Raw genomic sequence first — 25,882 nt, 5'->3', positions numbered from 1 at the left:
AGCATGTACGACGCGGGGCCGTCGGCGGTGGATGCCGTGCGGGCGCTGAAGAAGCTGGCGCGGGAGCGGCCGGACGAGCTGGAGCTGTTCGAGGGCTTCACGGACGCGGAGTTGGACGGCTGGGCCGTGGCGGTGCCCGAGGAGGTGCGGGGCGTGCTGCGGGAGATAGGCGGTCTGGAGACCGAGGACCACGAGTACCGCTTCGGGCCGCGCGGCCGTGAGGTGTTCGCGGACGGCTGCTGGACCCTGGGTGAGACGGACTTCGGCGAGGGGTCGCTGATCGTGGGGGTCGGGGCCGCCGGCTGGGGGCCCGTCGTGGCCGTCAACCCGTGGGGAGCCGACCCCGATGTCACCGTCGAGGCACCGGACTTCACCGCCTGGCTCGCCGGGTTCGCCGAACGGTTCGCGGACGGCGTGGTGGACCGGCCGAGGGGGAAGTACTCCGTACCGGCCACCCCCACCGTAGAACTCGCCGAGGGAGACGAGGCGGGCGAGGCGGGCGCGGGGCCCGACCGCGAGCTCGCCGCGCTCGTCGGACGCGGCGACCCGCTCACCGATCTCGTCGACCTGCACGGCCTGCCGGGCTATCCGTGCGCCGTGGACTGGGAACCGTACTTCTCCACCTTCCACAACACGGCCGACACCGGAAGCAGCGAGGTCCAGTTCCAGATCGTCGGTGAGGGCCGGGCCCTCCTGCTGCGCAGCGTGGTCAGCGGGGACTTCCTCGGCCGGGCCGTGCGCCGCCACCGCGTGCCGGCCGATGCCGCCCGGCGTGCCGTGGCCGAGCTGCGGGAACTGGCCGGCGGCTGCCCCGGCTTCGTCGTGCTCGACGCGGGCTGCACCGACTCCGTCATGGACGGCTGGGCGGTCCCGGTCCCCGAGGAGGTCCGGACCGTGCTCCGGGAGATCGGCGGGGTGGCGATCGCGGGGCTTCCGGCGCTGCGGCTGCTGCCCGGGGCGCCCGAGCACGCGGTGGACCCCGAGCTGCACCGCATGCTCGGCGGCGACGGTTCGTACTGGCCGCTCGCCCGGATCGGCCACGGGCGCGGCCACGCCCTCGCGCAGGTCCGCATCGACCCGGCGACCGGCCGGTGGGGGTACGTCGTGTCCGTGCCCTGCGACGGCGAGAGCCTGCGGGAGTACCCGGAGCTGGCCCTGGTCGCCGAGTCCCTGCCGGACCTGCTGCTGACGCTCGCACGGCTGGCCAGGCGGGCCGCGGCGGGCCCCGACTTCGCCGCGCGGATGGCCCGGGACACGCGGTGGCTGTTCCCCAACACCGGTGAGCCGTGGCCGCGGCCCGCCCCGGTCGGCGAGTGGGCCGGTTCGGCGGACCCGCTGCTCGCGGCGGCCACCGAGCTGCCGGACGGGACGCACGCCGCCGACCTGCGGGCCGTGCCGATCCCGAGCGACCTGTGCTTCTACCGGGCGGCCGGCTGGCCGTACGCGGCCCGGCTGGAGCGTCTGCACTTCGCGGCGGCCGGCCAACTGGCCGCCGCGGTGCCCGCGCCCGCGCCCGCCCCTGCGCCGGTGCCGGTCTCGGGCTGACGGCCGCGCGGCCCCCGGGGAGCGGTTCAGCCGACCGGCCCGGCCCGCCTGCCCGGGGAGGGCGGGCGGGTTCGCTTGGATGGGCCGGACCGGGCCGACCGGAGCCCCGAGCAGCCCTCCACCCCCAGGGAGTCACCATGACGAAGATCGCTCTCTTCGGCGCGACCGGCACCGTCGGATCCCGGGTGCTGCGCGAAGCACTCCGGCGCGGCCACGAGGTCACGGCCGTCGTCCGCGATCCGGCGAGGCTCCCGGACCCCGCGAGCACGGCCGGGGCCGGCGCCGGCGCCGGGGCCGGCGCCGGCGAGATCGTGGTGGTGCGCGGCGATATCCTCGATCCGGCGTCGGTGGCCGCGGCGGTGGCCGGGCACGATGTGGCGGTCAGCGCCTTCGGGCCCGGCCACGGGGACCCGACCGACCTCGTGACCGCCGCGAAGTCGCTGATCGGCGGGGTGCGGTCGCTCGGTACGGACGTTCCCGCGCCGCGTGTGGTCATCGTCGGCGGGGCGGGCTCGCTGCGTACCCCCGGCGGCCCGCTGGTCCTGGACGAGGCCGGAGTCCCGGCGGCCGTCCTGGCGGTGATGCACGCCCACGGCGAGGCCCTGGACTTCCTCCGCACGGTGCCCGTGGAGCAGGTGCGCTGGACCTGTCTGAGCCCGCCCGCGCACATCGCGCCGGGCGAGCGTACGGGCACGTACCGGCTGGGCCTCGACGGCCTGGTGGTCGACGAGGAGGGCCGGAGCCGGATCTCGACGGAGGACTTCGCCGTCGCCCTGGTCGACGAGATCGAGCGCGACGCGCACGCGGGCCGGCGGTTCACCGTCGCCCACTGAGCGGCCGGGAAGGGGTGCGGAAAGGGATATCGGGTGGATGCGTCCGGTCGGGTTACCTACAGTGACCAGGCACCCGATGTCGACCAGGAGCGGATCATGCGCATCCACTATCCCCGTACCCCGCACCTCCCCTGGTCCCCCGGGGCTGCGGCCGACGACGTCCGGGCCGTCGGACTGGCGGGGTTGGCCGGGCGCGAGGTCGTGGTGACGGAGAAGCTCGACGGGGAGAACACCACCCTGTACGCGGACGGCCTGCACGCGCGGTCGCTCGACTCGGCGCACCACCCCTCGCGGGCGTGGGTCAAGGGCCTCCAGGGCCGCATCGGCCCCGGCATCCCGGCCGGGTGGCGGGTGTGCGGGGAGAACCTCTACGCCCGGCATTCGATCCCGTACGAGGACCTGGACAGCTGGTTCTACGGGTTCTCGGTGTGGGACGGGGAGCACTGCCTGGACTGGGACCGGACCGTACGGTTCCTGCGTGGCCTGGGCGTACCCACCCCGCGCGTGCTGTGGCGGGGCATCTTCGACGAGCGCGCGCTGCGCAGGCTGAAGCTCGACACGGCGCGCCAGGAGGGGTACGTCGTGCGGACGGCGGCCGGTTTCGCGCGCGAGGACTTCGGCCGGTGCGTGGCCAAGTGGGTACGGGGCGGCCATGTGCAGACGAGTACGCACTGGATGTTCGCGCAGGTCGTGCCGAACGGGCTGGGGCCGGCGGCCCCGTTGTGGTCGGTGCGCTCGGGGGCCGAGGCCGATGTGCCCGGTCTGTCCGCCGCCCTCGGGATGAGCGGGACCGGCGCGGACGACGCGACCGACGCGGACGACGCGGACGACGCGGACGACACCAGCGGAGCCGCCGACGCGGACGAGGTCGCCGAGGTCGCGGCGCGGATCGACGGGGCGGGGCGGACCGGGGAGGACCGGCTGGCCGGTGTCCTGGCTGCCGTACTCCGCCGCGAGCCGCGGGCCCGGATCGCTGCGCGGATCGCGGCGGGCCCGGGCGGGATGGGGCTCGCGCGGCGGGTCGCCGACCTGGTGGGGCTGTACCCGTACCTGCAGCGGCCGTTCGCGGACGAGGACCGGCGGGCCGGGCTGGTGCGGATGGCCGCGGCGGCCGATCTCGGCGTGCTGCACGCACTCGCCGGGGCGCTGGCGGACGGACCGGCGGCGCGGGAGTGCGCGGAGTGGTCCGCGCTGTGCGCCGAGGAGGCCGGGCTGCTCGGCCCGGATCCGCTGGAGGCGCTGCGGGCCGGGCTGGACGAGGCGCTCGCCGGGCTGGACGCGGAGGCTGCGGACCGCTGCTGGGCGGAGGCCCGGCGGGCGTTCGCCCAGGGCAGGATCTCGGGTTCCGCGGTGGAGGAAGCCGTGGCGGCGACGTGGCAGTGGCGCGAGGGAACGTTTCCCCGGTTGGTGCAGCTGTGCGGGCCCTCCGGCAGCGGGAAGAGCACCTTCGGCCGCGAACTGCCCGGTGTGGACGCGTACATCAGTCTTGACGATCTGCGCACCGCCAGGGGTTCCCGTGCGGACCAGCGGGCCAACGCCGAGGTGTTGAGCGAGGGCCTGGACCGGCTCGACGCGGCCCTGGCCCGCGGCGGGACGGTGGTGTGGGACGCCACCTCGCTCACCGATCAGCAGCGCGGCCTGGCGGGCTCGGTCGCACGGCGCCGTGACGCGCTGGTCACCCACGCCGTGGTGCTGGTGGAGGAGGCGGAGCTGGTGCGGCGCAACGGCGTGCGCCCGCATCCGGTGCCGCCGCAGGTGCTCACCTCGCAGGTGCGCCGGTTCAGCCCGCCGTACGCCGGTCAGGCGCACCGGACGTGGTACATCGGTGCGGCCGGGGCCGTCGAGGACACGGCGGGCGGCCTCACGGCCGGACCCGCGGACGGCCGACGGGGACAGGCACAGGGACCGGGACGGGGACAGTACTGATGCGTACCAGCGAGGAGCTCTACCACCAGGTCCGCTGGGACTCCCGGTTCGATCCGGCGCGGTTCGTGCTCGGACTGCTCCAGCGCGGGGCCGCACCGAAGCGGGTCCCGCTGCCCTCCTTCGTGCCCGGCGGCGACATCCCCTGGCACCGGGTGCTGTTCGTCGAGGCGGACGGTGAGCTGGTGTGGGACCGCGCCACGGGCGTGGACCGCATCGATGTCACCGCGGCGGGCCGGGTCCGCGATCCGCGGCTGCTGCGGGCCCCGTTCTTCACCGCCCGGACCCCGCACGCGTGGGACCCGGCGGGCGGCGGCGCCTGGCGGCCCGCCGAGCCGGTGCCCGGGGGCGGGACGGCCGCAGCCCTGCCCTCGGTGCGGCTGCTGACCTGGAACACGCTCTGGGACCGGTACGACGCACCGCGCATCTCCACCGCCCGGCGCAGGCCGCTGCTGCTGGCCGATCTCGCGGCCGCCGACGCCGATGTCATCGCGCTGCAGGAGGTCGAACCCGAACTGCTCGGCATGCTGCTGGCGGCGCCGTGGGTGCGGGACTCGTACACCCTCGGTACGGATCCGGGCGGCCGGGACGTCGCCGAGTGCGGGCTGCTGGTGCTCAGCCGGCTTCCGGTGCGGGAGGCGGGGATGCGCCTGCTCCGCCCGCACAAGGCGGTCACCGCCGTCACGGTGGACACCGCGGCCGGCCCCCTGGTCGTCGCGAACACCCACCTGACCAGCGACCACACCGAGAACGGCGACGTCCGGCGGGTCGCCGAACTGACCCGGCTCGCCGAGGGCCTGGGCGGCATCGAGGCCGGGGTGGCGCTGCTGGGCGACTTCAACGACGGCCGCCACGGCGTCGAAGGTCCCGCGGCCGCGCTCGGCATGCGGGACGCCTGGAGCGACGTGCACGGGGCGGCGGACGACACACCGACCTTTGACCCGGTGGCCAACCCGCTGGCCGCGGTGGGCTCCCTGTCGGGCCGGTCGGCCCGGCTGGACCGGATCCTGCTGCGGTCCACGACGGCGCGGGTGGCCCGGGCCGCACTGCGCGGCGACTCCCCGGCCCCGGAGGGGCTGTTCATCTCCGACCACTTCGGTGTGGAGGCGACGGTGGAGTTCGGGGAACGGGGCGGCGCGCCCGCGCGCCTCGGCGTACCGGCGACGGCGCGGACGGCGGTGGCATGGCTTCCGCCGCCCCTGCCGGAGGCGGTACGGGAGCTGCGCCGCGACCTGGACCCGCAGGCCGGGCGCTGGCCCGCGCACGTGAACCTGCTCTTCGGCTTCGTGCCGGAGTCCTCCTTCGCCGAGGCGGTGCCGCTCCTGGCGGAAGTGGCCGCCGCGACCGGACCGTTCCCCGTCCGGCTGGAGGGTGTGCACAGCTTCGGGCACCGTGAGGACGCCACCGTCTGGCTGGACCCGGCGGCGGCCGGTGAGGCGCCGTGGCAGGAGCTCCGACGCGCGCTGGCGGAGCGGTTCCCGGGCTGCCGGGGGCGTACGGGTGACCGACACGGCTACACACCGCACCTGACGCTGGGGCGCAGTCAGGACCCGCAGCGTGCGGTCGCGTCCTTCGCGGCGCGGCTCGGCGGACCGCTGGCCGCGCGGGTCGGGGAACTGGCCGTGCTCTCGCGGCGCGGTGACGGACCGATGCGGGTCCGGGCGACGGTGGCGCTGGGGACGGGCGAGGTCCGCTGGGAACCGGAGACGGAGCCGGAGACAGGGACGGCGGACCGAACCCGGCCCGGGCCGGGGCCCGTGATCCGGGAGGAGGACGCCGAGTCGGTCACCGCGCGCGTCCGTGCCGCTCTGGGCGACGCGCAGGTGCACCTGGCCGGATCGCGCCGCATGGGCTGTGCGCTTCCGGGGTCGGACCTGGACCTGGTGGCGGTGCTGCCGGGTCCGGCCGATGTGGCCCTCGTACGGGACCGGGTGGCTGCGGCGCTGCCCGAGGCGGGGCGGCTGCGCGAGGTGGCGGGGGCGCGGGTGCCGGGGCTGCGCTTCCGCGTCGGCGGACTGTCGGTGGATCTGGTCACGGTGGCCACCGACGGGCCGGATCCGGCGCACGCGGTGGCACGGCGGGCCGAGCTGGGCGAGGCGGCCGCGCTCGCGCTGAGCGCCGTCGGCGACGCCGAGGCCGTACGGGAACGGGTGGGCGCGGATCGGAATGCCGCGTTCGCCGGGCTGGCGCGGCAGGTGAAGGCGTGGGCCCGGGCCCGGGGGCTGGACTCGGCGCCGTTCGGCGGGCTGCCCGGGCTGGCCTGGGCGGTTCTCGCGGCGCGCACGGTGGAGGAGGCCGGGGCGCTGCCGCCCGATGCCCTGCTGCGCGAGTTCTTCGGCCGGTGGGCCGCCTGGGACTGGCGTGTGCCCGTCTCGCTGTCGGCGGCGGGCCCGGGCGAGGTGGCGGAGGGGCCGGATGCGGTCACGGTCCTGACCCCCTCGGAACCGGTGCGCAGCTGCACGGCCCAGGTCGGGCCGGGCCTGCGCGACCTGCTGGTCCAGGAGTTGTACGCGGCCTGGGAGGTGCTGGAGTCCGGCCCCGCGGACCGCGGGTGGGCCCCGGGACCGCCGCCGCTGCACCGTCGGCACGCCGCCTGGGCGTTGGTGACCGTACGGACGGCCTCCGAGGGGGAGTTCGAGGAGACCCTGGGCCGGGTGCGGGGGCGGCTGCGGGCCCTGCTCGGCGCGCTGGAGGAGGCCGGTGTCACGGACGCGCACGCCTGGCCCCGCCCCTTCGCGTCGGGCCCGGCCCTGGCCCGCTACGCGATCGGCCTCGGCGCCGCTCCCCCGGACGCGGCGCGCCTGGCCGCCCTGGCCGGCCCCTGGCGGACCGGCCTGCCGGGGGTCGAGGTCTCCTGGGCGGCCGGCGGCGAGGTGCCGGACCTGGTGTGAGGGGTGAGCGGAGAGGGTGAGGGGAGAGGGGCCAGGGGGGCGTACGCCGCGCGGGTCAGATCTCGATGATGATCTTCCCAGCCGTGTGCCCGCCCTGGCTCAGCTCGAAGGCGGCCGCCAGCTCGCCCAGCGGGAAGGTCCTGGCGACCGGCACCTTCAGCTTTCCGCTGTCGGCGAGCCGTCCCAGTTCGGCCAGATCGCTGCCGACCGGACGGACCCACATCCACTCGCCGCCCGCCCCGAGCACACTCGGGTCGGCGATGGAGGCGTGCCGGCCGTCGTCGTGGAGCACCTCCCGGGTGACGGCGCCGACGCCGCCGACGAAGTCGGCGACGACCGTGGGCCCGTCGGGTACGAGGGCCCGTACGCGCGCGGCGAGTCCGTCCCCGTACTCGATGGGTTCGGCGCCGAGCTCGCGTACCCGGTCGTGGTTGCGCGGGGAGGCGGTGCCGATGACCCGGGCGCCCAGGGCGCGGGCGATCTGCACGCCGAAGGAGCCGACCCCGCCCGCCGCGCCGTGGATGAGGACGGTGTCGTCCTTGCCGGTGCCGAGGCGGGTGAGGAGCTGGTAGGCGGTGAGCCCGGCGAGCGGGAGTCCGGCGGCCTCGGCCCAGTCGAGCGAGGCGGGCTTGTGCGCGAGGGCGCGGACGGGCACGGTGACGAACTCGGCGAAGGTCCCGCCGTGCACGTAGTCCTTGCGGGCGTACGCGATGACCTCGTCGCCCTCGGCGTATTCGGGGGTGTCGATGCCGACCCGCTCGACGGTGCCGGACACGTCCCAGCCGGGGACCACCGGGAAGACGGCATCCATCAGGGGGTCCAGCCCGCCCGCCATGATCTTCCAGTCGACGGGGTTCACGGCGGCGCACCTGACCCTGACGAGGACCTCACCGGGTCCGACCTTGGGCATCGGCAGCCGGGTCTCGGAGAGCACCTCCGTCCCGCCGTACGTCTCGTACGCCATCGCCCGCATGGTCACCTGGCTGCTGCCGCCCGACTGGGACATGTACCCGACCTCTCCGTGTGCTGGTGGAACCCGCCCCCGGCCCATCCCACCATGCACGAAGCGCCCGCCCCACGAAGCGGGGCGGGCGCGGCGCGGCGCGGCAGGGCGCGAGGGGGCTCACTCGTACTCGGTGCCGCCCTTGCGGGTCAGGTACGCCGGGCTGACCGCCTTGGCGATGGCGCGGCCGCCCACGACCGGGCTGTACCGTTCCGCCGACGGCCGGACGACGACGCCCTCGCGCAGGTGCGCGGCCTTCCCGGAGACGGTCTCGCGGCCGGTCGCCAGCTCCAGCACCTTGTCGAGGTCGTACGGGCCCTCGTACAGCCGCGGCACCAGCGGAAGCTCACCGTCCGTCAGTACGGCGGCGGGGTCCAGCCAGCGGGTCTCGCCGTCGATCTCGGCGGAGACGTCGAAGACGGCGTATCCGGGTGGCGTGTCGGCGGTGCGTACGTCGGTCCCGTACGCGAGGTCCTGGACCCCCTTGCCGTACACCTCGCCGAAGATCCCGACCCGGGTCGCGCCGAGGCGGTCGGCCAGGACCGCCGCGACGGCCGCCACGTCGTGCCCGTGTACGGCCCGCCAGTAGAGGTTGCGCTCGTCCTCCTTGAGGGCCAGCCCTTTCGCGCCGAATCCCTTGGAGGAGACGAAGGACCGCTCACCTCGGCCACGTACGTGAACAGGCAGGCGGTACCGTGCAGTTTCTCGGTGAGGACGACCGGCTCGCCGGGCTCGAAGATGTGCGGGTAGCGCTGCAGGTTCTCGATGTCGACCCACGGCATCAGGTCGGCGGCGGCTTCGACCTCACCGCTCATGGTCGTGGGTATGGGCGGGGCCCATTTGGTGATGCCGAGCAGCTCGGCGAAGTCCGTCCCCTCCTCGGCCGCCCGCGCCAGGTCCACACCGGCGAGCGCGCGCGGCCTGCACACCAGCCCTTGCGAGAGTTCGCCGCGGAGCCGGACCGCTTTGACCCGGTCGGCGGAGCCGCCGGCGAGCCGCCCGGTGAGGCCGAGCTCCTCGATCAGATCCGCGGGCAGCACGGCCTGTTCGGGGATGTAGACCGCGAACTCGCCCGTGCGGTAGGCGCCCTTGGCGATCACGGCGCGGTAGAGGCCCACCTGGGCCAGTTCCAGTGCATCCGCGTTCGGGTGCTCGTGGACGGTCAGTTCTTCGGCGGTGACGCGCAGGGTCGACATGGGACGGCTCCAACAGTGGTCAGGGACACGGACGACGCCCGGTGGTGCGGCGCGTCGGTGACGAACACTCTGCTTCCGGCCATTTCCGCTGGTCCAGCGAATATCGCGGTGTTAGCCTGCCCGCGCCGTCCCGCCCGGGCGCCCAGGCGCCCTTCCCACCCTTCCCTACCCGTTCCGCGTTCCAGGTTCCGCGTTCCATGTCCCACAGGAGGCTCCCATGTCAGCTCGTCCGGTCACCGTCGTCACGGGTGGCAGCAGGGGCATCGGTGCCGCGACCTGTCTGCGGCTGGCCACCGCCGGACATGACCTGGCGCTCGGTTACACCCGCGACGCGGCGGCCGCCGAGGCCGTCGCCGAGCGGGTACGGGCCGCCGGGGCCCGCTGTGTGACCGTGCGCGGTGACATCTCCGAAGAGTGCGCCGTCGAGCGGCTCTTCGACATCGCCGGCGCCGAACTCGGCAGGGTGACGGGGCTGGTGAACAACGCCGGAGTGACGGGCCCGCTGGGCCGGCTCACCGATGCCCGCACCGAGGACCTGCGGCGGGTCGTGGAGGTGAACCTCCTCGGGTACCTGCTGTGCTGCCGCCGGGCCGCCCGGGACATGACGGAGGCCGACGGCGGGGCGATCGTGAACGTCTCCTCCACCGCCGCCACCCTCGGCAGCCCCGGGGAGTACGTGCACTACGCGGCGACCAAGGCGGCCGTCGACGCGCTCACCGTGGGGCTCGCCAAGGAGCTGGGCCCTGACGGGATCCGGGTCAACGCCGTGGCGCCGGGCGTCATCGAGACGGACATGCACGCGGCGATGGGCGATCCCGACCGTCCGGCGAAGGCCGCGGCCGGGATCCCGCTCGGCCGGCCCGGCCTGCCCGACGAGATCGCCGGGGCGATCGCCTGGCTGCTCTCCGCGGACGCCTCGTACACGACGGGCACCGTGCTGCGGGTCTCCGGCGGCCGCTGATCACGGCGGGGGCCGTCCGGTCCACGGCTCACGGCTCAGATCCAGTGCCCCTGGCTGAGCACCACCATGAAGAGCAGCAGCGCGACGGCGACGGCGGTGAGGCAGGAGCGCGCGAACGCCTTCGCCACACTTTGATCGTCCGGCGGGGGCGGGGGCGCGGGTCGGGGGTGTGGGGGCGGCGGCGGGCCGGGCGGTGGAACCGGGACGGACAAGGCAACCCCCGTAGGCACAGGTACGGATCGCACGGGAACGAGCCGCTCGACCGCGTCCGCTCCTGCGTTCACCTCCAGCCTGACAGAAGAATTGAACACGTTCAACCCTGCGGGGACCGCGGGCGCGGCCGGGGGTCAGCGCATCGCCGCCTGGGTGGCCGGGCCGTAGACGCCCGGGGAGTCGCCCTTGATGGAGCGGTCGCGCTGCAACTGGCCGACACCGCGCTTGGTCTGACTGTCGTAGACCCCGGTGACGGAGACGTACGTGAACCCTTGCCCGTACAACAGCTCCTGCAGGGCGCGCACCTCGGGGCCGGTGTCCCCCATCCGCAGCGTTGCGGAGGAACTCGGCGGGACGGGGGCCGAGGCGCTGGACGAGGACGGCGGTTTCGAGCCCTGACTCGCGGACGCACTCGGCGCTCGGGACGGCGTGGGAGAGGTGGAGGCGGCGGGGGACGGTGCGGACGGGGTCGGCCCGGATACGCCGGCCTCGGCGCCGGAGTTCGGGCTGCGCCCCCGAAGCATCGGTACGGACAGCTCGGCGGGCGCCCCGGCCCGAGGCGGCTGCACGTCGGGGCCGCCCAGCAGGATCACCAAGGCGCCCACCGCGGCGAGCGACAGCAGGGTGAGGACGGCGAACGGAAGCCGGCTACGCCGACCACGGGCAGCAGTCGGGCGGGGAACGGACCCGGGACCGGGAACGGCCGCGGGAACGGCTGCCGGGGCCTCGGATTCCCGGACGTGTGCCGGGCCGGGGAAGGCGAGGGGGCCGGACTGCGGCCAGGCGGGGGCGGTCGACCGGGGCGGTGGGCCCGAGGGGGCGACGTAGGGGCGTACGAGCAGGTGGTCGTCGGGGACGATCCCGCTCTCATCAAAGTCCTGGCGCATGGTGGTCTCCCGGCGGGGACGGGGGCCGGCGCGGCGGTGCTGTGCCGGCCCCCACCCGGTCCGTCAGGCTCCGTGCCGCCGGGCGGCGGGAGCCGGGGCCGCACCGGCGGCGGGAGCACCGGGCATGCCGAGTGCGCCGAATGTACCGAGTGCAGTGTGTGCGCTGTGTGCCGGAGAGACGCCGATTTCGGCCGGGTCGATCGACGGGCGAACGGATATGGGCATCTGGCATATCTCCGAAGTGCGGCTCAAGCTGTGATTCTTGATCGGCGCACTCTTGCCCCCCGGCGGGGGCCGGGTCAAGCCGGGTGTCCGATCCGCCCCCGTCCATCCGATCTGTCGGGCGGGGCCGCTCCCGCCGCGTCCCGCCGTCAGCCGAGGGTGCGGGAAGTGCGGCGGATCGCCGTGACCCACACCGTGGCGGCGGCCGCGAGCATCAGGGCGGCCCCTCCGAGCCGGGCTGCGGGTGCGGAGATGCCGTCGACCGCGAGACCGCCGCACAGCGCGCCCGCCGCTATGGCGAAGTTGAACATGGCCACCATCAGCGAGGACGCGGACTCGGGCGCTTCCGGGGCCGCCTTGATCATCCAGCCCTGCACGCTCACCGAGACCCCTCCGTACGCGAGTCCCCAGGCCAGCAGGAGCGCGGTGCCGACGGCCGGTCCGGCAGGACCGCGATCAGCGCGAGGATGACGGTGAGGGAGGAGCTGACCACGAGCAGGGTGCGGTACGGGTCACGAGCCCCGGCCAGGAAGTTCCCTGCGACGCCGGCGACGCCGTAGCCGAGCAGCAGGGTGCTGATGTACCCGGCGTCGACACCGGAGACCTCCTGCAGGACCGGCCGTACGAAGGTGTAGGCGGCGAACTGCCCGGTCACCACGAGGAAGGTGACGATGACACCGGCCCGCACGGCACGGTTCTCCGGAGCAGGGCGGGCAGTTCGGGAAAGGTGACGTGCCGGGTCGCGGGCAGCGGGGGCAGCAGCACGAGCAGGGCGGTCAGCGTGACGAGGCCGAGGGCGCCGACCGCAGCGAAGGCGGCGCGCCAGCCGCCGAGTTCACCGAGCAGGGTGCCGGCGGGGACGCCGAGCACGGAGGCGGTGGGGACACCTCCGAAGACGAGCGCGGTCGCCCGGCCGACCTGGTGCTCGGGGACGAGACGTACGGCGAGTCCGCCGGCGATGGCCCAGAACCCGCCGACGCTGACGCCGACGAGCAGGCGGGCCGCCAGTACGACGGCGAAGTTCGGGGCGAGGGCGGCGGCGAGGTTGGCGGCGACCATCAGGGCGACGAGCACGCACAGCACGAGCCGCCGGTCGAGCCGGCCGGCGCCGACGGTGACCAGCGGCGCGCAGAATCCGGCGACCAGCCCGGGCGCGGTGACCATCAGGCCCGCGGTCCCGTCGGACACGCCGAGGGCGGCCCCGACGGGGGTGAGCAGGCCGACGGGCAGCAGCTCGGAGGTGATCAGGCAGAAGATGCCGAGCGAGACGGCGCAGACGGCAGCCCAGCCCTTCCAGGGAGCGGCACCGCTCGCCGGTGCGGGACCGGCTCCCGGTGCGGGACCGGCTCCCGGCCCGGGTATGGACTCGGGGCCCCGGAGCGGGCCGGATGCGGGGGGCGGCGCGGGATCGTTGCCGGGCGCGGCAGCTGAGGTCATGGATCGGTACTCCGTACGGACGGTCGGCGGGCAGGACACGGCGGCACGGGGAGCCGGGGGTCGCGCCTCCCCCTGCACCCGTACTGCCGTTCCAATTTCCCACACGCCCCGGCCGTTCCCGCCGGGCCGGTGTCACCCGCACGCGTGAGAGGGGAACGCGGCCCGCCCGGCCGTACGGCAAGGTGGTCGGATGCAGTTACGCCGGGCCGTGCCCCTCTCCCTCGTCGTGCTCCTCGCCAGCACGGGCTGTGTCTCCGTCGGGCCGCGGGATCCGGCTGCGGCTCCCGTACGCGGATCCGTACCGCCGGCCGAGGCGCCCGAGGACCCGACGCCGCCGGCCCTGCCGCTGGGTGCCCTGCCCGAGGCCGCCAGGCCCGCTCCGGACGCGGCCCAGGACCCGCACGCCCACGCCCACGCGGACGCGGAGCCGAGGCCGGCCCCGAAGGCGGCCCCGGAGCCGCAGCCCTCGCGCGGGCGGGCCGCGCAGGCGGCGCCGTCGCCCCGGCGGGGGCGGGTGCCTGGCCCGGCGACGGCCCATCCACGGCGGCGGCCGGCCCCGCCGCCCCGCCTGGACCAGCTGTGCGCGGCCGCGGAGGGCGCGGTACCGCCGTCCGTCGTCGACCTGTGCCTGCGGCAGTACGGCCGCTGACCGGCGCATCCGTGCCCGGTGCGACGCTTGACCCTCCCCCTGTGTCAGACCTTGTAGTGGAGAGCGTCATGTTCACCATCGGAGACTTCGCCAAGCACGGGCGGGTGTCGGTCCGCATGCTGCGTCACTACGACGCCCTCGGACTGCTGCGCCCGGCACGTGTCGACCCCTTCACCGGCTACCGCTTCTACGAGGCCGGGCAGCTCGCCCGCCTCAACCGGATCATCGCGCTCAAGGAACTCGGCTTCTCCCTCGACCAGGTGGGGACGATCCTCGGCGAGCGGGTGGGCCCGGAGGAGCTGCGCGGCATGCTGCGGCTGCGGCAGGCCGAGCTGGAGACGGCCATGGCCGCCGCGGCGGCCCGGCTGGTCCAGGTCGAGGCGAGGCTCCGGACCATCGAGAACGAGGGAACCATGCCTGCCGACGACATCGTCGTGAAGAGCCTTCCGCCCGTCCGGCTCGCCGAGCTGACCGGCACGGCCGGGAGTTACGAACCGCAGGACATCGGCCCGGTCATCGGGCCGCTCTACGACGAGCTGTGCCGCCGGATCGAGGAGGCCGGCATCGTCCCGACCGGCCCCGGTACGGCCTACTACGAGGACGCGCCCGGCACGGGCTCCACGGCGGCGGTCCTCGTCCACGCCGGACTGCCGGTGGCGGCCTCGGTCCGCGCCGAGGACCTCGGGGGCGAGGTACGGATCGTCACGCTGCCGGCGGTGGAGCGGGCCGCGACCGTGGTGCACCGCGGCTCGATGGACGGCGTGCTGCCGACGGCGCAGGCCCTGGCGCGGTGGATCGACGCGCACGGGCACCGCTCGGCCGGGTACGCGCGTGAGCTGACCCTGGCCTGCCCGGAGGACCCGGACCAGTGGGTCACCGAACTCCAGGAGCCCCTGGCCGCCACGTCCTGACGCCCCCACCACGCCCCTGGGGAACCTTGGCTCCTCAGGGGCGGCGTCCGCAGGCGCGGGCGCACCGCCGGGCCGTGTCCCGCCGGACCGTGCGCAGCCTGCGCACGGTGGTGTGGCCGCGCCGCTTCCACTCGCCCCGGGGCAGCGCGGCCCGCTGGCCGCCGCCCGCGATCAGGGCGTTGACCGGAGTCATCGGGTCGGCGGCCATCGCCTTGGCGAACAGGACGCCGACCACGAGCGGAACCAGGGCCACGGCCAGGGCCGAGCCGGCGGTGGTCACGTGCTGCATGCGCGGGCGGGCGGCCCGGCCGCTCGGGGCGTCTGAAGTCATGTCCCCATTCGACCAGCGGCGGGCCGTCGGGGAATCGGGGTGGATACTCAGGCCGTTGGGTGTGAGGTACTCAGACGGGCGGGACGGGTGGTGGGTGATGGCGGTACCCGGGCAGGGTTTCGAGCCCGCGACCGGCGACGGCCCGGCGGCCGACCCCGTCGGGCGTCAGGCGGAGCTGCGCACCGCGTACGAGGGGCTGCTGCAGATCCGCCGTCTGGTGAACGGCCCGGCGGGCGCGGCGGTTCCCGCGCCGTGGGAGGTACGGCAGCTGCCGCGCGCGGTGGCCCTCGTACTGGAGGCGGCGGGGATCGTGCCGTCGGCCCTGGACGCGCAGGGGCGGCGTACGCGGACGGGCTACCGCGTGGCGGCCGGTGCGGAGCCCGGGCGGGCGGAGGTGACCTGGCTGGGCCCGGCGGGCGGCGGTGCGGCCGGTGAGGAGCAGGAGCGGCTGACGGCCTGCGCGGCCGCGCTCGAACGGCTGGGCTGGGTGTGCCTGCTGTACCGGGGGCCTCGCCGGCGCCGCTTCCTGGAGGTGGAGCCTCCGGGCGGGCCGGGAGCGCCCTGAAGGTCCGGCGGGCCGGGCGGGCGCCCGCTCAGCCGAGGGTGAGCAGGACGACGTCCACCTCGTGGCCGCGGGCCTCGGCGAAGTCGCGGGTGCGGCCGGTGACGGTGAACCCGCACTTCTCCAGCACCCGGATCGAGCCCGCGTTGTCGGCCACCGCCCCGGCGTGCAGGGGGCGGGTGTCCTCCAGCCGGATCAGTTCGGTCAGCGCCCGGGTGGCGATGCCCCGTCCCCAGTGCCCGGGGCCGATCACGTACGTCACCTCGCGCTCCTCGGGCGGCCCGAACACGGCGGCGTGACCGGCCACGACCCGGTCGGCCAGCACGGTGCGCAGGAGTACGGCGGGGTCGTTGCGTACCTTCGCCCAGTGCGCATCGAAGTGGCCCCGGTCGTAGTGGTACTTCCTCGTGATCGCCGCCATCTGCTGGAGGCCCGGGTGCGTCAGCTGCTCCGAGAAGACGGCCAGGTCGTCGTCGATCGTCTCGCGCAGCTCGACTTCCATGGGCGCTCTCCCTCTCCCCGGCGTCCGATCGTGACGGCCCACCCTACGAGGTGTGCGGGGCGGGCGGGCCCGGTCCCGGTCCCGCGTCAGGCGTAGCGTCCGGCCAGCGCGGTCACCGTCTCGGCGAGAGCGCGGCGCAGTTCGGGCGGGCCGAGCACCTCGGCCTCCGCGCCCAGGCGCAGCAGGTCGCCGACGGCGACGGGCTGGGACTCGACGGCGATGCGCAGCCGGACCCAGCCGTCCGCGTCGGCCGGGCCGGCCTCGGCGAGCGCCCTGGTACCCGCCGCCCCGAACTGCATGGGCAGCAGCCGCTGTCCGCGCGGGGACAGCCGTACGTCGGCGGTCTGCTGGTGGAGTGCGGAGTCCAGGCGGCTGGTGGACTCCTGCCAGTACGAGGCGAGCCGGAATCCGTCGGGCCGTTCGAAGCGCCCCGCCGCGGTGTCCACGGTCAGGAACCGGGAGACCCGGTAGGTCCGCACGGCTGCGCCGGCCCGTCGGTATCGGCTGCGTCCGCGACATCCGCGACGAGGTACCAGATGCCGCTCTTGAGGACGAGGCCGAGCGGATGCAGCTCGCGCCGTACCTCGCCTCGCCAGCGGCGGTAGTGGGTGCGCAGCACGTGCTGGTCCCAGACGGCCTGGGCGATCTGCGCGAGGTGCGGGACGGGGTCGGCCTCCCGGAACCAGGCGGGCGCGTCGAGGTGGAAGCGGTCCTGGATCCGGCGGGCCCGTACGGCGAGCGCGGCCGGCAGCGCGGCCTGGAGTTTGAGCTGCGCGGCGGCCAGATCGGCGCCGAGGCCGAGCTCCTGCGCGGGTCCCGGGGCGCCGGCCAGGAAGAGGGAGCCGGCCTGGGTGTCGGTGAGGCCGGTGAGGCGTGTGCGGTAGCCGTCGGCCAGCCGGTAGCCGCCGGCGGGGCCGCGGTCGGCGAGGACGGGGACGCCCGAGGCGCCGAGGGCGTCGATGTCGCGGTGGATCGTGCGCACCGACACCTCCAGCTCGGCCGCGAGGGCGGGGGCGGTCATCCGGCCGCGGTTCTGCAGCAGCAGGAGCAGGGAGAGGAGCCGGTCGGCACGCATGGCGTCATTGTCCCCCGTACCTGACAGAAGGTGTCAGGTACGGCTGCCAGCCTGGGAGCACGCCGGGCGGAGGGACCGTCCGGCCGGCCGAGAGGACCGTCATGCCCACGCCCGTAGAAACCGGTGGCCGCTTCACCTTCGCCAACTGGGAGGAGAGCCCCGTCGGTGCGGTGGACGCCGTCCCGCGGCTCGCCCACGCCCATGTCAACAACGCCTTCACCGGCGGGATCACGGCTGCCGGGACGGCCTGCGACTACACGATCGCCTACACCGGGGAGAACCTCGGCTCCTACAGCGGGATGGAGTTGGTCTCCGGCAGCCTCGACGGCCGCAAGGGCAGCTTCGTACTGGAGGAACGCGGCAGCTTCGACGCCGGCGGCACGGTCTGCCGGTTCGAGGTGGTCCCCGGCTCCGGCACCGGGGACCTCGCGGGGCTGACGGGCTCCGGGGGCTTCACCTACCACCACGGCGACACGTCCGTCGCGTACACCTTCACCTACGACTTGGGCGAGAGCGCGTCCCGCTGAGGGACCGGGCGCCGCCGGTCCCCCGGCCGGTGGCGCCGGCGTTGTCAGTGGGTCCCTCTAGCGTCTCGGACATGACGCGGACCGCACATACCTTCGCCTACGCACGCCCTTCCTCGCTGACCGCCTCCGGGCAGGGTCAGGCCCTCGACCTGGAGACGGCGGGTGGTCTGACCCCGGCCGGGGCCGACGCCCATCCCCAGTTCTTCGCCGGGTTCCTGAGTGCCCCTCAGGCGGCCGCGCGGGCCCTGCTCGCCGTCGCGGACGTGGCCGCGGCACGCTATTACCAGCGCACCTTGCGCGCCTCGCTCGACCCGGTCGTCACGGGCAACGGCGACCGGCTGCGCTTCGAGTCCTTCTCGGGGTGCTGCGGGGTGTACGCCCGGCTCGACGTGCTGCCGGACGGCCTGCGGGGCGCCGACACCGGACACGGCACCACCAACGTCGACGTCAACAACCCGCTGCGCGAGGCGTTGTCCCGGCTGAGCGGGGACGACCCGCTGCACCTGCGGGTCGGCCCCGACGAGATGGCGGTGACGACGCTCGACGGGCCGGTCGTGGAGAAGAAGGTTCCGCTGCCGGAGCGCTGGCTGCGCGGTTTCGCCGAATCCCAGCACGTCAGCACCGGCTTCGACCTGCGGGCCGAACTGACCGCCGCCGAGGCGGCACGCTTCCTCCGCTCCCTGCCCCGTACCGCGGCGGGCGGCGGCGCCGCGAGCGGCGCCCTGTGGGTGGTTCCTGCCGGCCGCACACTGCGCCCCACCACCCGCCCGGTGCCCGGCGCGGTCTGCCTGCCCGGCCCCGAGCGCCTCGCGGCCCTCCAGCGGGTGCTGCGGCATGCCACGGGCCTGCGCATCTACGGTCCCGCGCCGGCCGGGGCTGAACCCACCGCCTCCGCCTGGGAAGTCACCCTGCCCGGAATGAGGCTCACGCTCACCCTCTCCCCTGAGGCCTCCCGCGGGTTCTCCGGCGAGGGCGGCGTCCTGGAGGCCCTGGCCACCGACGAGGCGGCCGGGGACGCCGAGCTGATCTCCGTACTCCTCGCCTGGGAGCCGCGCATCGATCCGGCCGATCTGGCGGACCAGTCGGGGCTCACGGTGGAGCGCGTACGGGCGGCCCTGACCCGCCTCGGTACGGCCGGCCGGGTCGGCTACGACATCGCCGAAGCCGCCTACTTCCACCGCGAACTCCCCTATGACGCCGCCCGCGTCGACCGGCACAACCCGCGGCTGGTCGCCGCCCGCGCCCTGCTGGCGGCCGGTGCGGTCACCCTGGACCGGCCCGGTACCGCCCTCGTGGCCTCCGGTGAACGCCGCTACCAGGTACGCGAGTCCGGCGGCGCGCTCAGCTGCACCTGCCAGTGGTGGGCCGACCACCGGGGCCGCCGCGGCCCCTGCAAGCACGCGCTGGCCACCCGGATGGCCCTGCGGGCCGCCGCCTCCGCCTCCACCTCCACAGCCACCGCCACCGCCACCTCTTCCCTCTCCTCTGCCCCTTCCGGAGCCGCACGATGAACCCCGCCGAGAACCCCGCCGAGAACATCACCGAGGACGTCCTCGCAGCCGTCCGGGCGGGCCGCACCTCCGAGCTGCCGGGTCTCCTGAAGCCCCTGGAACCCGCACAACGCCGGGAGCTGCTCGCCGGGCTGAAGGAACTGCGCCGCGAACTGCGTGCCTCGCGGTGGGAGCGCTGGGAGGACCGCAACCGGACGAACCCGGCCCTGGTGGTCGCCGGAGCCGGCTGCATCACCGGGGCGGCGGCCGCGGCCGCCTGGATCGGTGCCGCCGACCTGCGCCGCTGGAGGCCGCGGCCGCCCACCGCCGCGCTGCTCGACGTACTGTCCGGCCGGGATCCGAAGTGGCTCGGCGACCTCGCCCACCGGCTGGCCGCCCGGCCCGCCACCGCCGAACAGGACTACCCGCTGATACGTGAACTCGTCCGGCTCGCCGGCTGTCCCCTGCCCACCACCGACGGCTGCGTCGAGGGCTGGGCGACGGCCGTGGGCGCGTCCCGCTCCCCTCTCGTGGTCACCCTGCGCCGCGACCCCCACCTCACCGCGCTCGCCCCGCGGCTCTTCGAGACCGCCGAACCGGTCGGTGTCCTCACCTGGCGCCGGGAACCGGACGGCCCCGACAACTGGCCGACCGCGCTGGCCACCCTGGCCGACGAAGGGCACCTGGACCGTGCCGGCCTGCTGGACGGGTGCACCGCGCGGTTGCTGCGCGGTGGCAAGCCCGCCCAGCTGAAGCCCTACCAGGAGATCCTGGAAGCCCTGCGTCCGACCGCCGATGAGGAGCGGGAGCGGGCCGCCGACTGGATCGCGCTGGCCGCCGATGCCCCTTCCGCCGTCGCCGGCAACGCCCAGCAGACCCTCGCCCGGCTCGCCGCGGCGGGTCACCTGACACCCCGCCTGCTCGCCGAGATGTCGGCCGCCGTCCTCTTCCGCCCCGAGAAGAAGCTGGTCCGCTCGCAACTCGTCCTGATCGGCAAGGAACTCACGCGCAACCCGGCCGCCGCTCCCGAGCTGCTGCCGGAACTCGCCGAGGCCTTCGGGCACGCGGACACCGACATCCAGGGGCGGGCACTGAAGCTGGTCGCCGCCCACCTCACCGACGATCCCGCACTGCGCGCCGAACTCGCCGAACGGGCAAATCTGTTGAGGCCGGTCCACCGGGCCCGGGCGGTGGAACTCCTCGGAGCGGCCGCCGCTCCCGCCGCGGATTCCGGCCCCTACCGGGAGATCCTGCCGCCGCTCCCGGTCCCGGCCACGCTCGCCCCCGCACCGGAGACGGTCGCCGAGACCGTGGAACTCGTCGCGGCGGTCATCAACGCGCGTACCGCCACCGTAGAGGAGTTCGAGCGCGCCCTGGACGGGCTGGTACGGCACGCGTACCGGGACCGTGCGGCCCTCGCCGAGGCGCTGCGCCCCGCGCTGGCGGACCGCTGGTGGCTCGACCCCGAGCGGTCCCGCTCCTACACGCACGAGCTGCCCGGTCTGGAACACGTGGCCGCCTGCGTCCTGGACGCGCCGCCGACGGGAACACCGCAGCCGGCTCTCGTGTCCTGGCGCAGCGACTGTCACCACACCGCGATCGGCGCCGCCACCCATGCGCGCGTGGCCGAGGCCGCGCGGCGCATGTCGTCCCGGCCGCTGCCCTTCCTCCTCGCCACGCCTTCCGTGGAGACGGGCTCGCTGGACCCGCGCGTGCTGGTCGCGCGCCTGGCCGAGTACGGCCGTCTCGGTGAGGAGCCCGCTCCCGCGGACCTCGCCCAGGCCTTGCTGCGGGTCCGCCGCGACGCCTCGGCCGTCCCCGAGGCCGCCGCCCTCGGCACGCCCGCCGGCGACCGGCTGGCCGCCTGGCTCGGCGATGCCGGACGGCCCGTGGCCGTCACCCGCCGTACCGCCCCGGCGGTGCAGCACCGGTGGGGCGGCGAAACACCTGCGCGCCTCGTGGTGGACACGGCGCAGCGGACGACCGTGGCGCGCGAGTTCCCGCACCGGTTCCACGAGCTGGCGAAGGCCCGTACGGCGACCGACCGCTGCTGGGACGGTCGCGACGACGCCTCGGTGATCGCGGTCCTGCCCGAGGACCGGGAGGCCCTGGCCGCCTGGTGTCTCCCGGTCGTCACGGCCGGCGCCGCCCACGAAGCGCGCGAGGCGGCCGCGGCGCTGCCCCTGCTGGCCGCGGCCGGCGGGCCGGCCGGGCCGGCCCTGCACCTGGCGGTCGCCACCGGGCTCGGCTCGCGGCACCCCGAGGACCGGCTGAGGGCCGTGGACGCGCTCCTGATCCTCGCCGCCCAGGGTGAGCTGGACGCCGTACGCCTGGGACTCGACCTGGCCGAGCTGATCGCTCTGGGCACGGTCAAGCCCAGCCGGCTCGCCGACTCGGTGCGCACCCTCGCCGCGACGGGCGCGTACGCGACGACCTGGGCCGTACTGGCGTCCGTACTGCCCGGGCTGCTCACGGGGACGGCCGACCCCCGTGGCGCCGGCGACCTCCTGTCGACGGCCGCCGAATGCGTCGAACAGTGCGGGGCGGCGGCGCCCGAACCGGCCGGGCTCGCCGCCGTCACGGCCCGGGGCGGCACCTCGCGCCTGGTCACCCAGGCCTCCCGGCTGTGTGACGCCCTCCGCCGCAACGAGGGGGCTCTCGCCACGGGCAGCTGAACGACATGCCGTAACGGAAAAATTGTTGAACTTTGTCTCACTGTCCGTAAATATGCGGCCAATTTGGCGATGACGGGACTGATGTTTCATCATCATGACTGCACGTCAGCTTTCGGCGTGCGTCAGAGGGAGACGGGGGCGCCGGGGGGTCCCCCGTTCACACCGGCCCGACTCCGCAGGCGAGCTCCGTCTCTCGCCGCGCCCCGCCGTGCTTCCCGTTCCCGTTCCCGTTTCCGTTCCCGTCATCCAGGCAAAGGCTCATGTCCGCCCAGCAGCTCTCGGACCTCATACGTTTCGCCCGCGACAACTCGCCCTACTACCGGGACCTCTACGCGTCCCTGCCACCGCATGTCGACCTCCTCACCGACCTGCCGGTGGTCGACCAGGAGGAGTTCTGGGCGGCCAACGCCCTGCACGACAACCGCGTGCTGACCGGCCCGCTCAGCGAGGCCACGGTCTACAAGACCGGCGGCACCACCGGGTCCCCCAAGTTCTCCGTCTACACCCGCGACGAGTGGCGCACGTTCGTCACCGCCTTCGGCCAGGGGCTCGTGGACACCGGTCTGCGCCCGGGGCACCGCGTCGCCGACCTCTTCTACGCCGGGGAGCTGTACGCCAGCTTCCTCTTCGTCCTCGACTCGCTCGCCCACGCTCCCGTGGACAACGTCCGCCTGCCCATCGGCGGCGGCGCACCGCTGGAATCGACGATCCCGACGCTGCGCGATCTCGCCGCCCAGGTGCTGACCGGCACGACCACCACCCTGTGCCGACTCGCCGAGCAGGTCGTCTCCTCCGGTGTCCCGCTCGGTTCGGTGGAGTTGCTCCTCTTCGGCGGTGAGGCCCTCTTCGACGACCAACGGCGGCTGCTGACCGCCGCGTTCCCCGGCGCCGAGGTCCGTTCCGTCGGCTACGCCAGCGTCGACGCGGGCCTGCTCGGGCGCCCGGTGCCCGGCCCCGACGCCCGGGTGCACCGCGCCTTCACCCCGTACGCGGTCGTCGAGATCCTCGACGACTCCACCGGAGAGCCCATCACCGAACCGGGGCGGCCCGGCCGGGTCGTCGTCACCAGCCTCTTCCGCCGTCTGATGCCGATCATCCGCTACCCCGCCGGCGACCGGGCCGAGTGGACCGGCACCGGGCCCGGCCACTTCAGGATCCTCGGGCGCGCCGAGGAGGGCGTGCGCGTGGGACCCGTCTCCCTCTACACCCAGGACGCCCAGGACGCCGTGGCCGCGGCGGACACCGAGGGCCGCGTGGTCGGCATGCAGCTCGTCGTCCGCCGCTGGGACGGCCGCGACGGGCTCGTCCTGCGGCTGGCGACGGCCCCCGGTGACGACACCGGCGACCAGGTCGCGGGCGGGCGTGCGGCGCTGGCCGAAGCCGTCGTCACGGAGCTGGAGACCGTACGGCCGCTGTATCCGGACAGTGTGCGTGCCGGGTTCGTGCACCCGCTGTCCGTGGAGTGGGCACGCCACCGCGACCTCGCCGTCAACCCGCGCTCGGGCAAGCTCGTCCGCGTCCTCGACGAGAGGCCGACCGCATGACCGCCGCACCCATGGCCGACACGGCCCATACGGCCGACACCGCCGAAACGGAGACGGATGCACAGCCGCGGACCGGGACCGGCCGCCGGCGCGCTCCGCTGATCCTGCGCAACCGTGCCTTCGCCGCGGTATGGCTCGGGCAGGTCCTCACCCAGGCCGCCGTGCGCATGTTCCAGGTCGGCGTGTCCTGGTGGATCGTCGCCTACGCCGTGCCCGAAGCCCGGGGCCTGGCCTCGGGGCTGTTCATGGCGGTCTGCACGCTGCCGGCCGTGGCGCTGGCGCCCGTCGTGGCCGGGGCCGTCGCCCGCATCGCGCACCGCTCGGTGCTGCGGACCGCCGCCGCCGGGGCCGGGGCCGCGTCGGCAGCCCTCGCGCTGTGGGCGTACGGCGGCGGCCTGCCGCTCACCGCCGTGTACGCGGCCGGTCTCGCCCTGGCCACCTGCCAGGCGTTCTTCGACCCCTGTCTGACCACTTCGGTCCCCGAACTCGTCGACGACGCCGACATCGAGACGGCCACCGGCTTCGAGCTGTCCACCCAGTCCCTGGCCGGCCTCGCGGGAGCGCTGCTTGGCGCCCTGACCGTCGACCGGGCGGGCGTGTCCGGGCTGGCCGCCGGCTGCGCGGCCGCCTATCTGGGCGCCGCCGTGCTCGTCACGGGCGCCCGGTTCCGTACCGTCGCCGCGGAAAGCCCGGAAGGCGCGGACGGCACGGACGGCGCGGACGGCGCGGCGGCCCCGCCCCGGCGGCGCCCGCTCCGCCGCATCCTGGCCGGACTGCCCTCCGTGCGGCGGATCCTGATCTGCTTCACCGCGGCAAACCTGTTCACCGCCGCCGTGTTCGTCGTCATCCCCCTCTACACCCGCTCGGTCCTCTTCGGCGGGGGCGGCACCGTGGCCCTGCTGGAGGCCTCCCTGGGCACCGGTGCGCTCGTCGGCGCCTTCACCGGCACCCGCGTGCCGGGACGGCCCACGGTCGCCGGGGCCTGGTGCCTGGGCCTGATGGCCCTCGCCCTGGCGCTGCCCGGGCTGTTCGCGCAGCGTCCGGTCGTCGCGGGTTGCCTGGCCGTGGCCGGCTGGTGCGCCGGGGCCGTCAGCGTGCGCTTCGTCGCCCTGTTCCAGCGGATGGTGCCGACGGCGGACAAGCCCGGCTTCTTCGCCGTGATGCAGGCCGTCCTGGGTGCCTCCCTGCCGGTGGCGTCCCTGGTGTTCGGCTCCGCCGGTGACTTCCTCTCCCCGCAGACGCTCTGCCTCGTACAAGGCATCGGTCTGCTCCCGGCGGCCTGCGCCCTGGCCCTGCTCGGGTCCCGTACGCCCGACCCGGCCGTGGCGGAACCCGCGCCGACCGGAGGCGAGCGATGAGTCCCGTGATCGCCCCGGCCGTCCGCGCGGACATCGCCGAACTGCGCCAGCTCTACTACGCCGTCTACGGTCCGCACTACCCCGTGGCCCTCGGCACCGACCCGGCCGAGATGGCGCGGCTCATCGCGGACCCGCACTCCCTGTGGCTCGTCACCCGCTGCGCCGGCACCGGGGCCCTGACCGCGTCCGCCGCCATCCACGGCGAGGCGGGCAGCCGCACCGGCCGCCTGGAGGGCATCGCCGTGCACCCCGAGCACCGCTCGGCGGGGCTGGCCGCCGCCCTCACCGAGGCCCTGTGCGCCGGGATGCTGGACACCGGCCGCCTGGACTCGGTGTACGCGACCGTGCGCACCGTCAGCGCCGGTCCTCAGCGCGTCGTCCTGCGCAACGGCTTCCGCCCGCTGGGCATCCTGCCCAACGCGGTGGATCTCAGCAGCCGCGAAAGCCTCGCGCTCTACGCGCGTCACGCCACCGGAGTGCTCGACCGCCGGATCCCCGTCACCGAAGTACCGGCCCCGCTGATGCCGTTGCTGCGCACGGCCGAGGCCGCGCTCGGCATCGGCTACCCCGGGGTGAGGGCGGCCGCCGGCCCGCTCCCGGCTCCCGCGCCGCACGCGGCCGCCGAACGGCTGGAGGTGATCGAGGCACCGGCCTTTGTACGCCGCCGCTTCCGCGAGCGGTTCCCGGGCGCCGAGGGCTGGTTCTACCCGCTGCACACCCCGAACGTGCTGCTCACCCCCGAGGACGGCCGCTTCGAGGTCTACGCCTACCTCAACCGCGCCGGCGGGTACGGCTCCCTGCTGACGGCCCATCCCGACCCGGCCGCCGCGGCGGCCCACCTCGAACCCGTCACCCGGGCCCTGGCCCGCGCGGGCGCCGGCTACGTCGAGGCCCTGGTGCCGCTCGCGCACCACGAGGCCCTCTCGGCCTTCCTCGCCCAGGGGTTCGTCGCCGGGGCCCTCTACCCGGCCATGCGCGCGGACGGCGACGGCTTCCACGACTACGCCGTCCTGTCCCGCTCCGGCGAGCGCATCGACTTCCGCGGCGTCGCCGTCGAACCGCCCCTCCAGCCGTACCTGGACTGCTACGTGTCGGCCTGGGCGTCGACACACCTGCCCACATCTTCCGAGGTTGCCTCATGAGCCCC

At 75.2% G+C, this 25,882-nt stretch carries 21 protein-coding genes and 2 pseudogenes; 14 read left to right on the top strand and 9 right to left on the bottom strand.

Annotated elements, in window-relative coordinates; translation table 11 throughout:
* Positions 1 to 3 precede the first annotated feature (3 nt).
* The 4 genes from KO717_RS33515 to KO717_RS33500 all read left to right on the top strand — a co-directional run bounded on the left by KO717_RS33515 (position 4) and on the right by KO717_RS33500 (position 7,192).
* Positions 4 to 1,545: a hypothetical protein gene (locus KO717_RS33515; RefSeq protein WP_301373195.1), complete on the top strand. Its 1,542-nt coding sequence runs from the start codon at positions 4 to 6 to the stop codon at positions 1,543 to 1,545.
* Between the two features lie 137 nt (positions 1,546 to 1,682).
* Entirely contained in the window at positions 1,683 to 2,378 is a 696-nt protein-coding gene (locus KO717_RS33510; RefSeq protein WP_301373194.1) for an NAD(P)-dependent oxidoreductase, read from the top strand.
* A 96-nt stretch (positions 2,379 to 2,474) separates the two neighbouring features.
* On the top strand, positions 2,475 to 4,304 hold the full coding sequence (locus KO717_RS33505) for an RNA ligase family protein (RefSeq protein WP_301373193.1): 1,830 nt from the start codon (positions 2,475 to 2,477) through the stop codon (positions 4,302 to 4,304).
* Entirely contained in the window at positions 4,304 to 7,192 is a 2,889-nt protein-coding gene (locus KO717_RS33500; protein WP_301373192.1) for a poly(A) polymerase, read from the top strand. The genes KO717_RS33505 and KO717_RS33500 overlap by 1 nt, the downstream gene beginning before the upstream one ends.
* A 55-nt stretch (positions 7,193 to 7,247) precedes the next feature.
* Here KO717_RS33500 and KO717_RS33495 read toward each other — a convergent pair whose 3' ends face one another.
* Both KO717_RS33495 and KO717_RS33490 read right to left on the bottom strand, forming a co-directional pair.
* Positions 7,248 to 8,165, bottom strand: coding sequence for an NADP-dependent oxidoreductase (locus KO717_RS33495; RefSeq protein WP_301374913.1), 918 nt, complete (start codon positions 8,163 to 8,165; stop codon positions 7,248 to 7,250).
* A 150-nt stretch (positions 8,166 to 8,315) separates the two neighbouring features.
* Positions 8,316 to 9,391: pseudogene (locus tag KO717_RS33490) on the bottom strand (RNA ligase (ATP)).
* A 217-nt stretch (positions 9,392 to 9,608) separates the two neighbouring features.
* Between KO717_RS33490 and KO717_RS33485 the strand changes: the two are divergent.
* A complete protein-coding gene (locus KO717_RS33485; protein WP_301373191.1) occupies positions 9,609 to 10,352 on the top strand; it encodes an SDR family NAD(P)-dependent oxidoreductase in 744 nt (247 codons plus the stop codon).
* A 347-nt stretch (positions 10,353 to 10,699) separates the two neighbouring features.
* Here the strand turns inward: KO717_RS33485 and KO717_RS33480 are convergent, their stop codons facing one another.
* The 4 genes from KO717_RS33480 to KO717_RS37415 form a co-directional block, all read right to left on the bottom strand.
* Positions 10,700 to 11,452: a peptidoglycan-binding domain-containing protein gene (locus KO717_RS33480; protein WP_301373190.1), complete on the bottom strand. Its 753-nt coding sequence runs from the start codon at positions 11,450 to 11,452 to the stop codon at positions 10,700 to 10,702.
* A gap of 371 nt (positions 11,453 to 11,823) precedes the next feature.
* Positions 11,824 to 12,057, bottom strand: a complete 234-nt coding sequence (locus KO717_RS37425; protein ID WP_367401560.1) for a hypothetical protein — start codon at positions 12,055 to 12,057, stop codon at positions 11,824 to 11,826.
* On the bottom strand, positions 12,054 to 12,362 hold the full coding sequence (locus tag KO717_RS37420; RefSeq protein ID WP_367401559.1) for a hypothetical protein: 309 nt from the start codon (positions 12,360 to 12,362) through the stop codon (positions 12,054 to 12,056). Before KO717_RS37420 ends, KO717_RS37425 begins: the two co-directional genes overlap by 4 nt.
* Positions 12,326 to 13,111 (bottom strand): MFS transporter, encoded by a 786-nt coding sequence (locus KO717_RS37415; protein WP_367401558.1) that lies wholly within the window; start codon positions 13,109 to 13,111, stop codon positions 12,326 to 12,328. The genes KO717_RS37420 and KO717_RS37415 overlap by 37 nt, the downstream gene beginning before the upstream one ends.
* Positions 13,112 to 13,301: 190 nt before the next feature.
* Here KO717_RS37415 and KO717_RS33470 point away from each other — a divergent pair, with 190 nt between their 5' ends.
* Together KO717_RS33470 and KO717_RS33465 are read left to right on the top strand one after the other, a co-directional pair.
* Entirely contained in the window at positions 13,302 to 13,760 is a 459-nt protein-coding gene (locus KO717_RS33470; RefSeq protein ID WP_301373189.1) for a hypothetical protein, read from the top strand.
* Between the two features lie 68 nt (positions 13,761 to 13,828).
* Complete coding sequence (locus KO717_RS33465) at positions 13,829 to 14,671, top strand: MerR family transcriptional regulator (protein ID WP_301374912.1); 843 nt, start codon at positions 13,829 to 13,831, stop codon at positions 14,669 to 14,671.
* A gap of 34 nt (positions 14,672 to 14,705) precedes the next feature.
* Here KO717_RS33465 and KO717_RS33460 read toward each other — a convergent pair whose 3' ends face one another.
* On the bottom strand, positions 14,706 to 15,002 hold the full coding sequence (locus KO717_RS33460; protein ID WP_301373188.1) for a hypothetical protein: 297 nt from the start codon (positions 15,000 to 15,002) through the stop codon (positions 14,706 to 14,708).
* Positions 15,003 to 15,099: 97 nt separating this feature from the next.
* On the opposite strand from KO717_RS33460, the gene KO717_RS33455 reads away from it, so the two are divergent.
* The gene (locus KO717_RS33455; protein ID WP_301374910.1) at positions 15,100 to 15,567 is read left to right on the top strand and encodes a hypothetical protein; all 468 of its coding nucleotides are present in this window, start codon (positions 15,100 to 15,102) and stop codon (positions 15,565 to 15,567) included.
* A 28-nt stretch (positions 15,568 to 15,595) separates the two neighbouring features.
* On the opposite strand, the gene KO717_RS33450 is transcribed toward KO717_RS33455, so the two are convergent.
* On the bottom strand, positions 15,596 to 16,066 hold the full coding sequence (locus tag KO717_RS33450; RefSeq protein WP_301373187.1) for a GNAT family N-acetyltransferase: 471 nt from the start codon (positions 16,064 to 16,066) through the stop codon (positions 15,596 to 15,598).
* 86 nt (positions 16,067 to 16,152) lie between these two features.
* A pseudogene (locus KO717_RS33445) lies at positions 16,153 to 17,141 on the bottom strand (helix-turn-helix transcriptional regulator).
* Positions 17,142 to 17,242: 101 nt separating this feature from the next.
* Between KO717_RS33445 and KO717_RS33440 the strand changes: the two are divergent.
* The 6 genes from KO717_RS33440 (at position 17,243) to KO717_RS33415 (ending at position 25,877) form a co-directional block, all read left to right on the top strand.
* A complete protein-coding gene (locus tag KO717_RS33440; protein WP_301373186.1) occupies positions 17,243 to 17,668 on the top strand; it encodes a DUF3224 domain-containing protein in 426 nt (141 codons plus the stop codon).
* 71 nt (positions 17,669 to 17,739) lie between these two features.
* Positions 17,740 to 19,179, top strand: a complete 1,440-nt coding sequence (locus tag KO717_RS33435) for an SWIM zinc finger family protein (RefSeq protein WP_301373185.1) — start codon at positions 17,740 to 17,742, stop codon at positions 19,177 to 19,179.
* Complete coding sequence (locus tag KO717_RS33430) at positions 19,176 to 21,833, top strand: DUF7824 domain-containing protein (protein ID WP_301373184.1); 2,658 nt, start codon at positions 19,176 to 19,178, stop codon at positions 21,831 to 21,833. The genes KO717_RS33435 and KO717_RS33430 overlap by 4 nt, the downstream gene beginning before the upstream one ends.
* Positions 21,834 to 22,093: 260 nt before the next feature.
* On the top strand, positions 22,094 to 23,377 hold the full coding sequence (locus KO717_RS33425) for a phenylacetate--CoA ligase family protein (protein WP_301373183.1): 1,284 nt from the start codon (positions 22,094 to 22,096) through the stop codon (positions 23,375 to 23,377).
* On the top strand, positions 23,374 to 24,735 hold the full coding sequence (locus KO717_RS33420) for an MFS transporter (protein ID WP_301373182.1): 1,362 nt from the start codon (positions 23,374 to 23,376) through the stop codon (positions 24,733 to 24,735). The genes KO717_RS33425 and KO717_RS33420 overlap by 4 nt, the downstream gene beginning before the upstream one ends.
* Positions 24,732 to 25,877, top strand: coding sequence for a GNAT family N-acetyltransferase (locus tag KO717_RS33415; RefSeq protein WP_301373181.1), 1,146 nt, complete (start codon positions 24,732 to 24,734; stop codon positions 25,875 to 25,877). The genes KO717_RS33420 and KO717_RS33415 overlap by 4 nt, the downstream gene beginning before the upstream one ends.
* Positions 25,878 to 25,882 lie beyond the last annotated feature (5 nt).

The sequence above is a fragment of the Streptomyces xanthophaeus genome (assembly GCF_030440515.1).
GTDB classification, from domain to species: Bacteria; Actinomycetota; Actinomycetes; order Streptomycetales; family Streptomycetaceae; genus Streptomyces; species Streptomyces kutzneri.
This window is presented reverse-complemented; position numbering and strand designations above follow the sequence as displayed.

Excerpts from the sequence above, each read along its gene's own strand:
- KO717_RS33515 (WP_301373195.1), top strand. The coding sequence starts at position 4 with ATGTACGACGCGGGGCCGTCGGCGGTGGATGCCGTGCGGGCGCTGAAG.
- KO717_RS33510 (WP_301373194.1), top strand. The coding sequence starts at position 1,683 with ATGACGAAGATCGCTCTCTTCGGCGCGACCGGCACCGTCGGATCCCGG.
- KO717_RS33505 (WP_301373193.1), top strand. The coding sequence starts at position 2,475 with ATGCGCATCCACTATCCCCGTACCCCGCACCTCCCCTGGTCCCCCGGG.
- KO717_RS33500 (WP_301373192.1), top strand. The coding sequence starts at position 4,304 with ATGCGTACCAGCGAGGAGCTCTACCACCAGGTCCGCTGGGACTCCCGG.
- KO717_RS33495 (WP_301374913.1), bottom strand. The coding sequence starts at position 8,165 with ATGCGGGCGATGGCGTACGAGACGTACGGCGGGACGGAGGTGCTCTCC.
- KO717_RS33485 (WP_301373191.1), top strand. The coding sequence starts at position 9,609 with ATGTCAGCTCGTCCGGTCACCGTCGTCACGGGTGGCAGCAGGGGCATC.
- KO717_RS33480 (WP_301373190.1), bottom strand. The coding sequence starts at position 11,452 with ATGCGCCAGGACTTTGATGAGAGCGGGATCGTCCCCGACGACCACCTG.
- KO717_RS37415 (WP_367401558.1), bottom strand. The coding sequence starts at position 13,111 with ATGACCTCAGCTGCCGCGCCCGGCAACGATCCCGCGCCGCCCCCCGCA.
- KO717_RS33470 (WP_301373189.1), top strand. The coding sequence starts at position 13,302 with ATGCAGTTACGCCGGGCCGTGCCCCTCTCCCTCGTCGTGCTCCTCGCC.
- KO717_RS33465 (WP_301374912.1), top strand. The coding sequence starts at position 13,829 with ATGTTCACCATCGGAGACTTCGCCAAGCACGGGCGGGTGTCGGTCCGC.
- KO717_RS33460 (WP_301373188.1), bottom strand. The coding sequence starts at position 15,002 with ATGACTTCAGACGCCCCGAGCGGCCGGGCCGCCCGCCCGCGCATGCAG.
- KO717_RS33455 (WP_301374910.1), top strand. The coding sequence starts at position 15,100 with ATGGCGGTACCCGGGCAGGGTTTCGAGCCCGCGACCGGCGACGGCCCG.
- KO717_RS33450 (WP_301373187.1), bottom strand. The coding sequence starts at position 16,066 with ATGGAAGTCGAGCTGCGCGAGACGATCGACGACGACCTGGCCGTCTTC.
- KO717_RS33440 (WP_301373186.1), top strand. The coding sequence starts at position 17,243 with ATGCCCACGCCCGTAGAAACCGGTGGCCGCTTCACCTTCGCCAACTGG.
- KO717_RS33435 (WP_301373185.1), top strand. The coding sequence starts at position 17,740 with ATGACGCGGACCGCACATACCTTCGCCTACGCACGCCCTTCCTCGCTG.
- KO717_RS33430 (WP_301373184.1), top strand. The coding sequence starts at position 19,176 with ATGAACCCCGCCGAGAACCCCGCCGAGAACATCACCGAGGACGTCCTC.
- KO717_RS33425 (WP_301373183.1), top strand. The coding sequence starts at position 22,094 with ATGTCCGCCCAGCAGCTCTCGGACCTCATACGTTTCGCCCGCGACAAC.
- KO717_RS33420 (WP_301373182.1), top strand. The coding sequence starts at position 23,374 with ATGACCGCCGCACCCATGGCCGACACGGCCCATACGGCCGACACCGCC.
- KO717_RS33415 (WP_301373181.1), top strand. The coding sequence starts at position 24,732 with ATGAGTCCCGTGATCGCCCCGGCCGTCCGCGCGGACATCGCCGAACTG.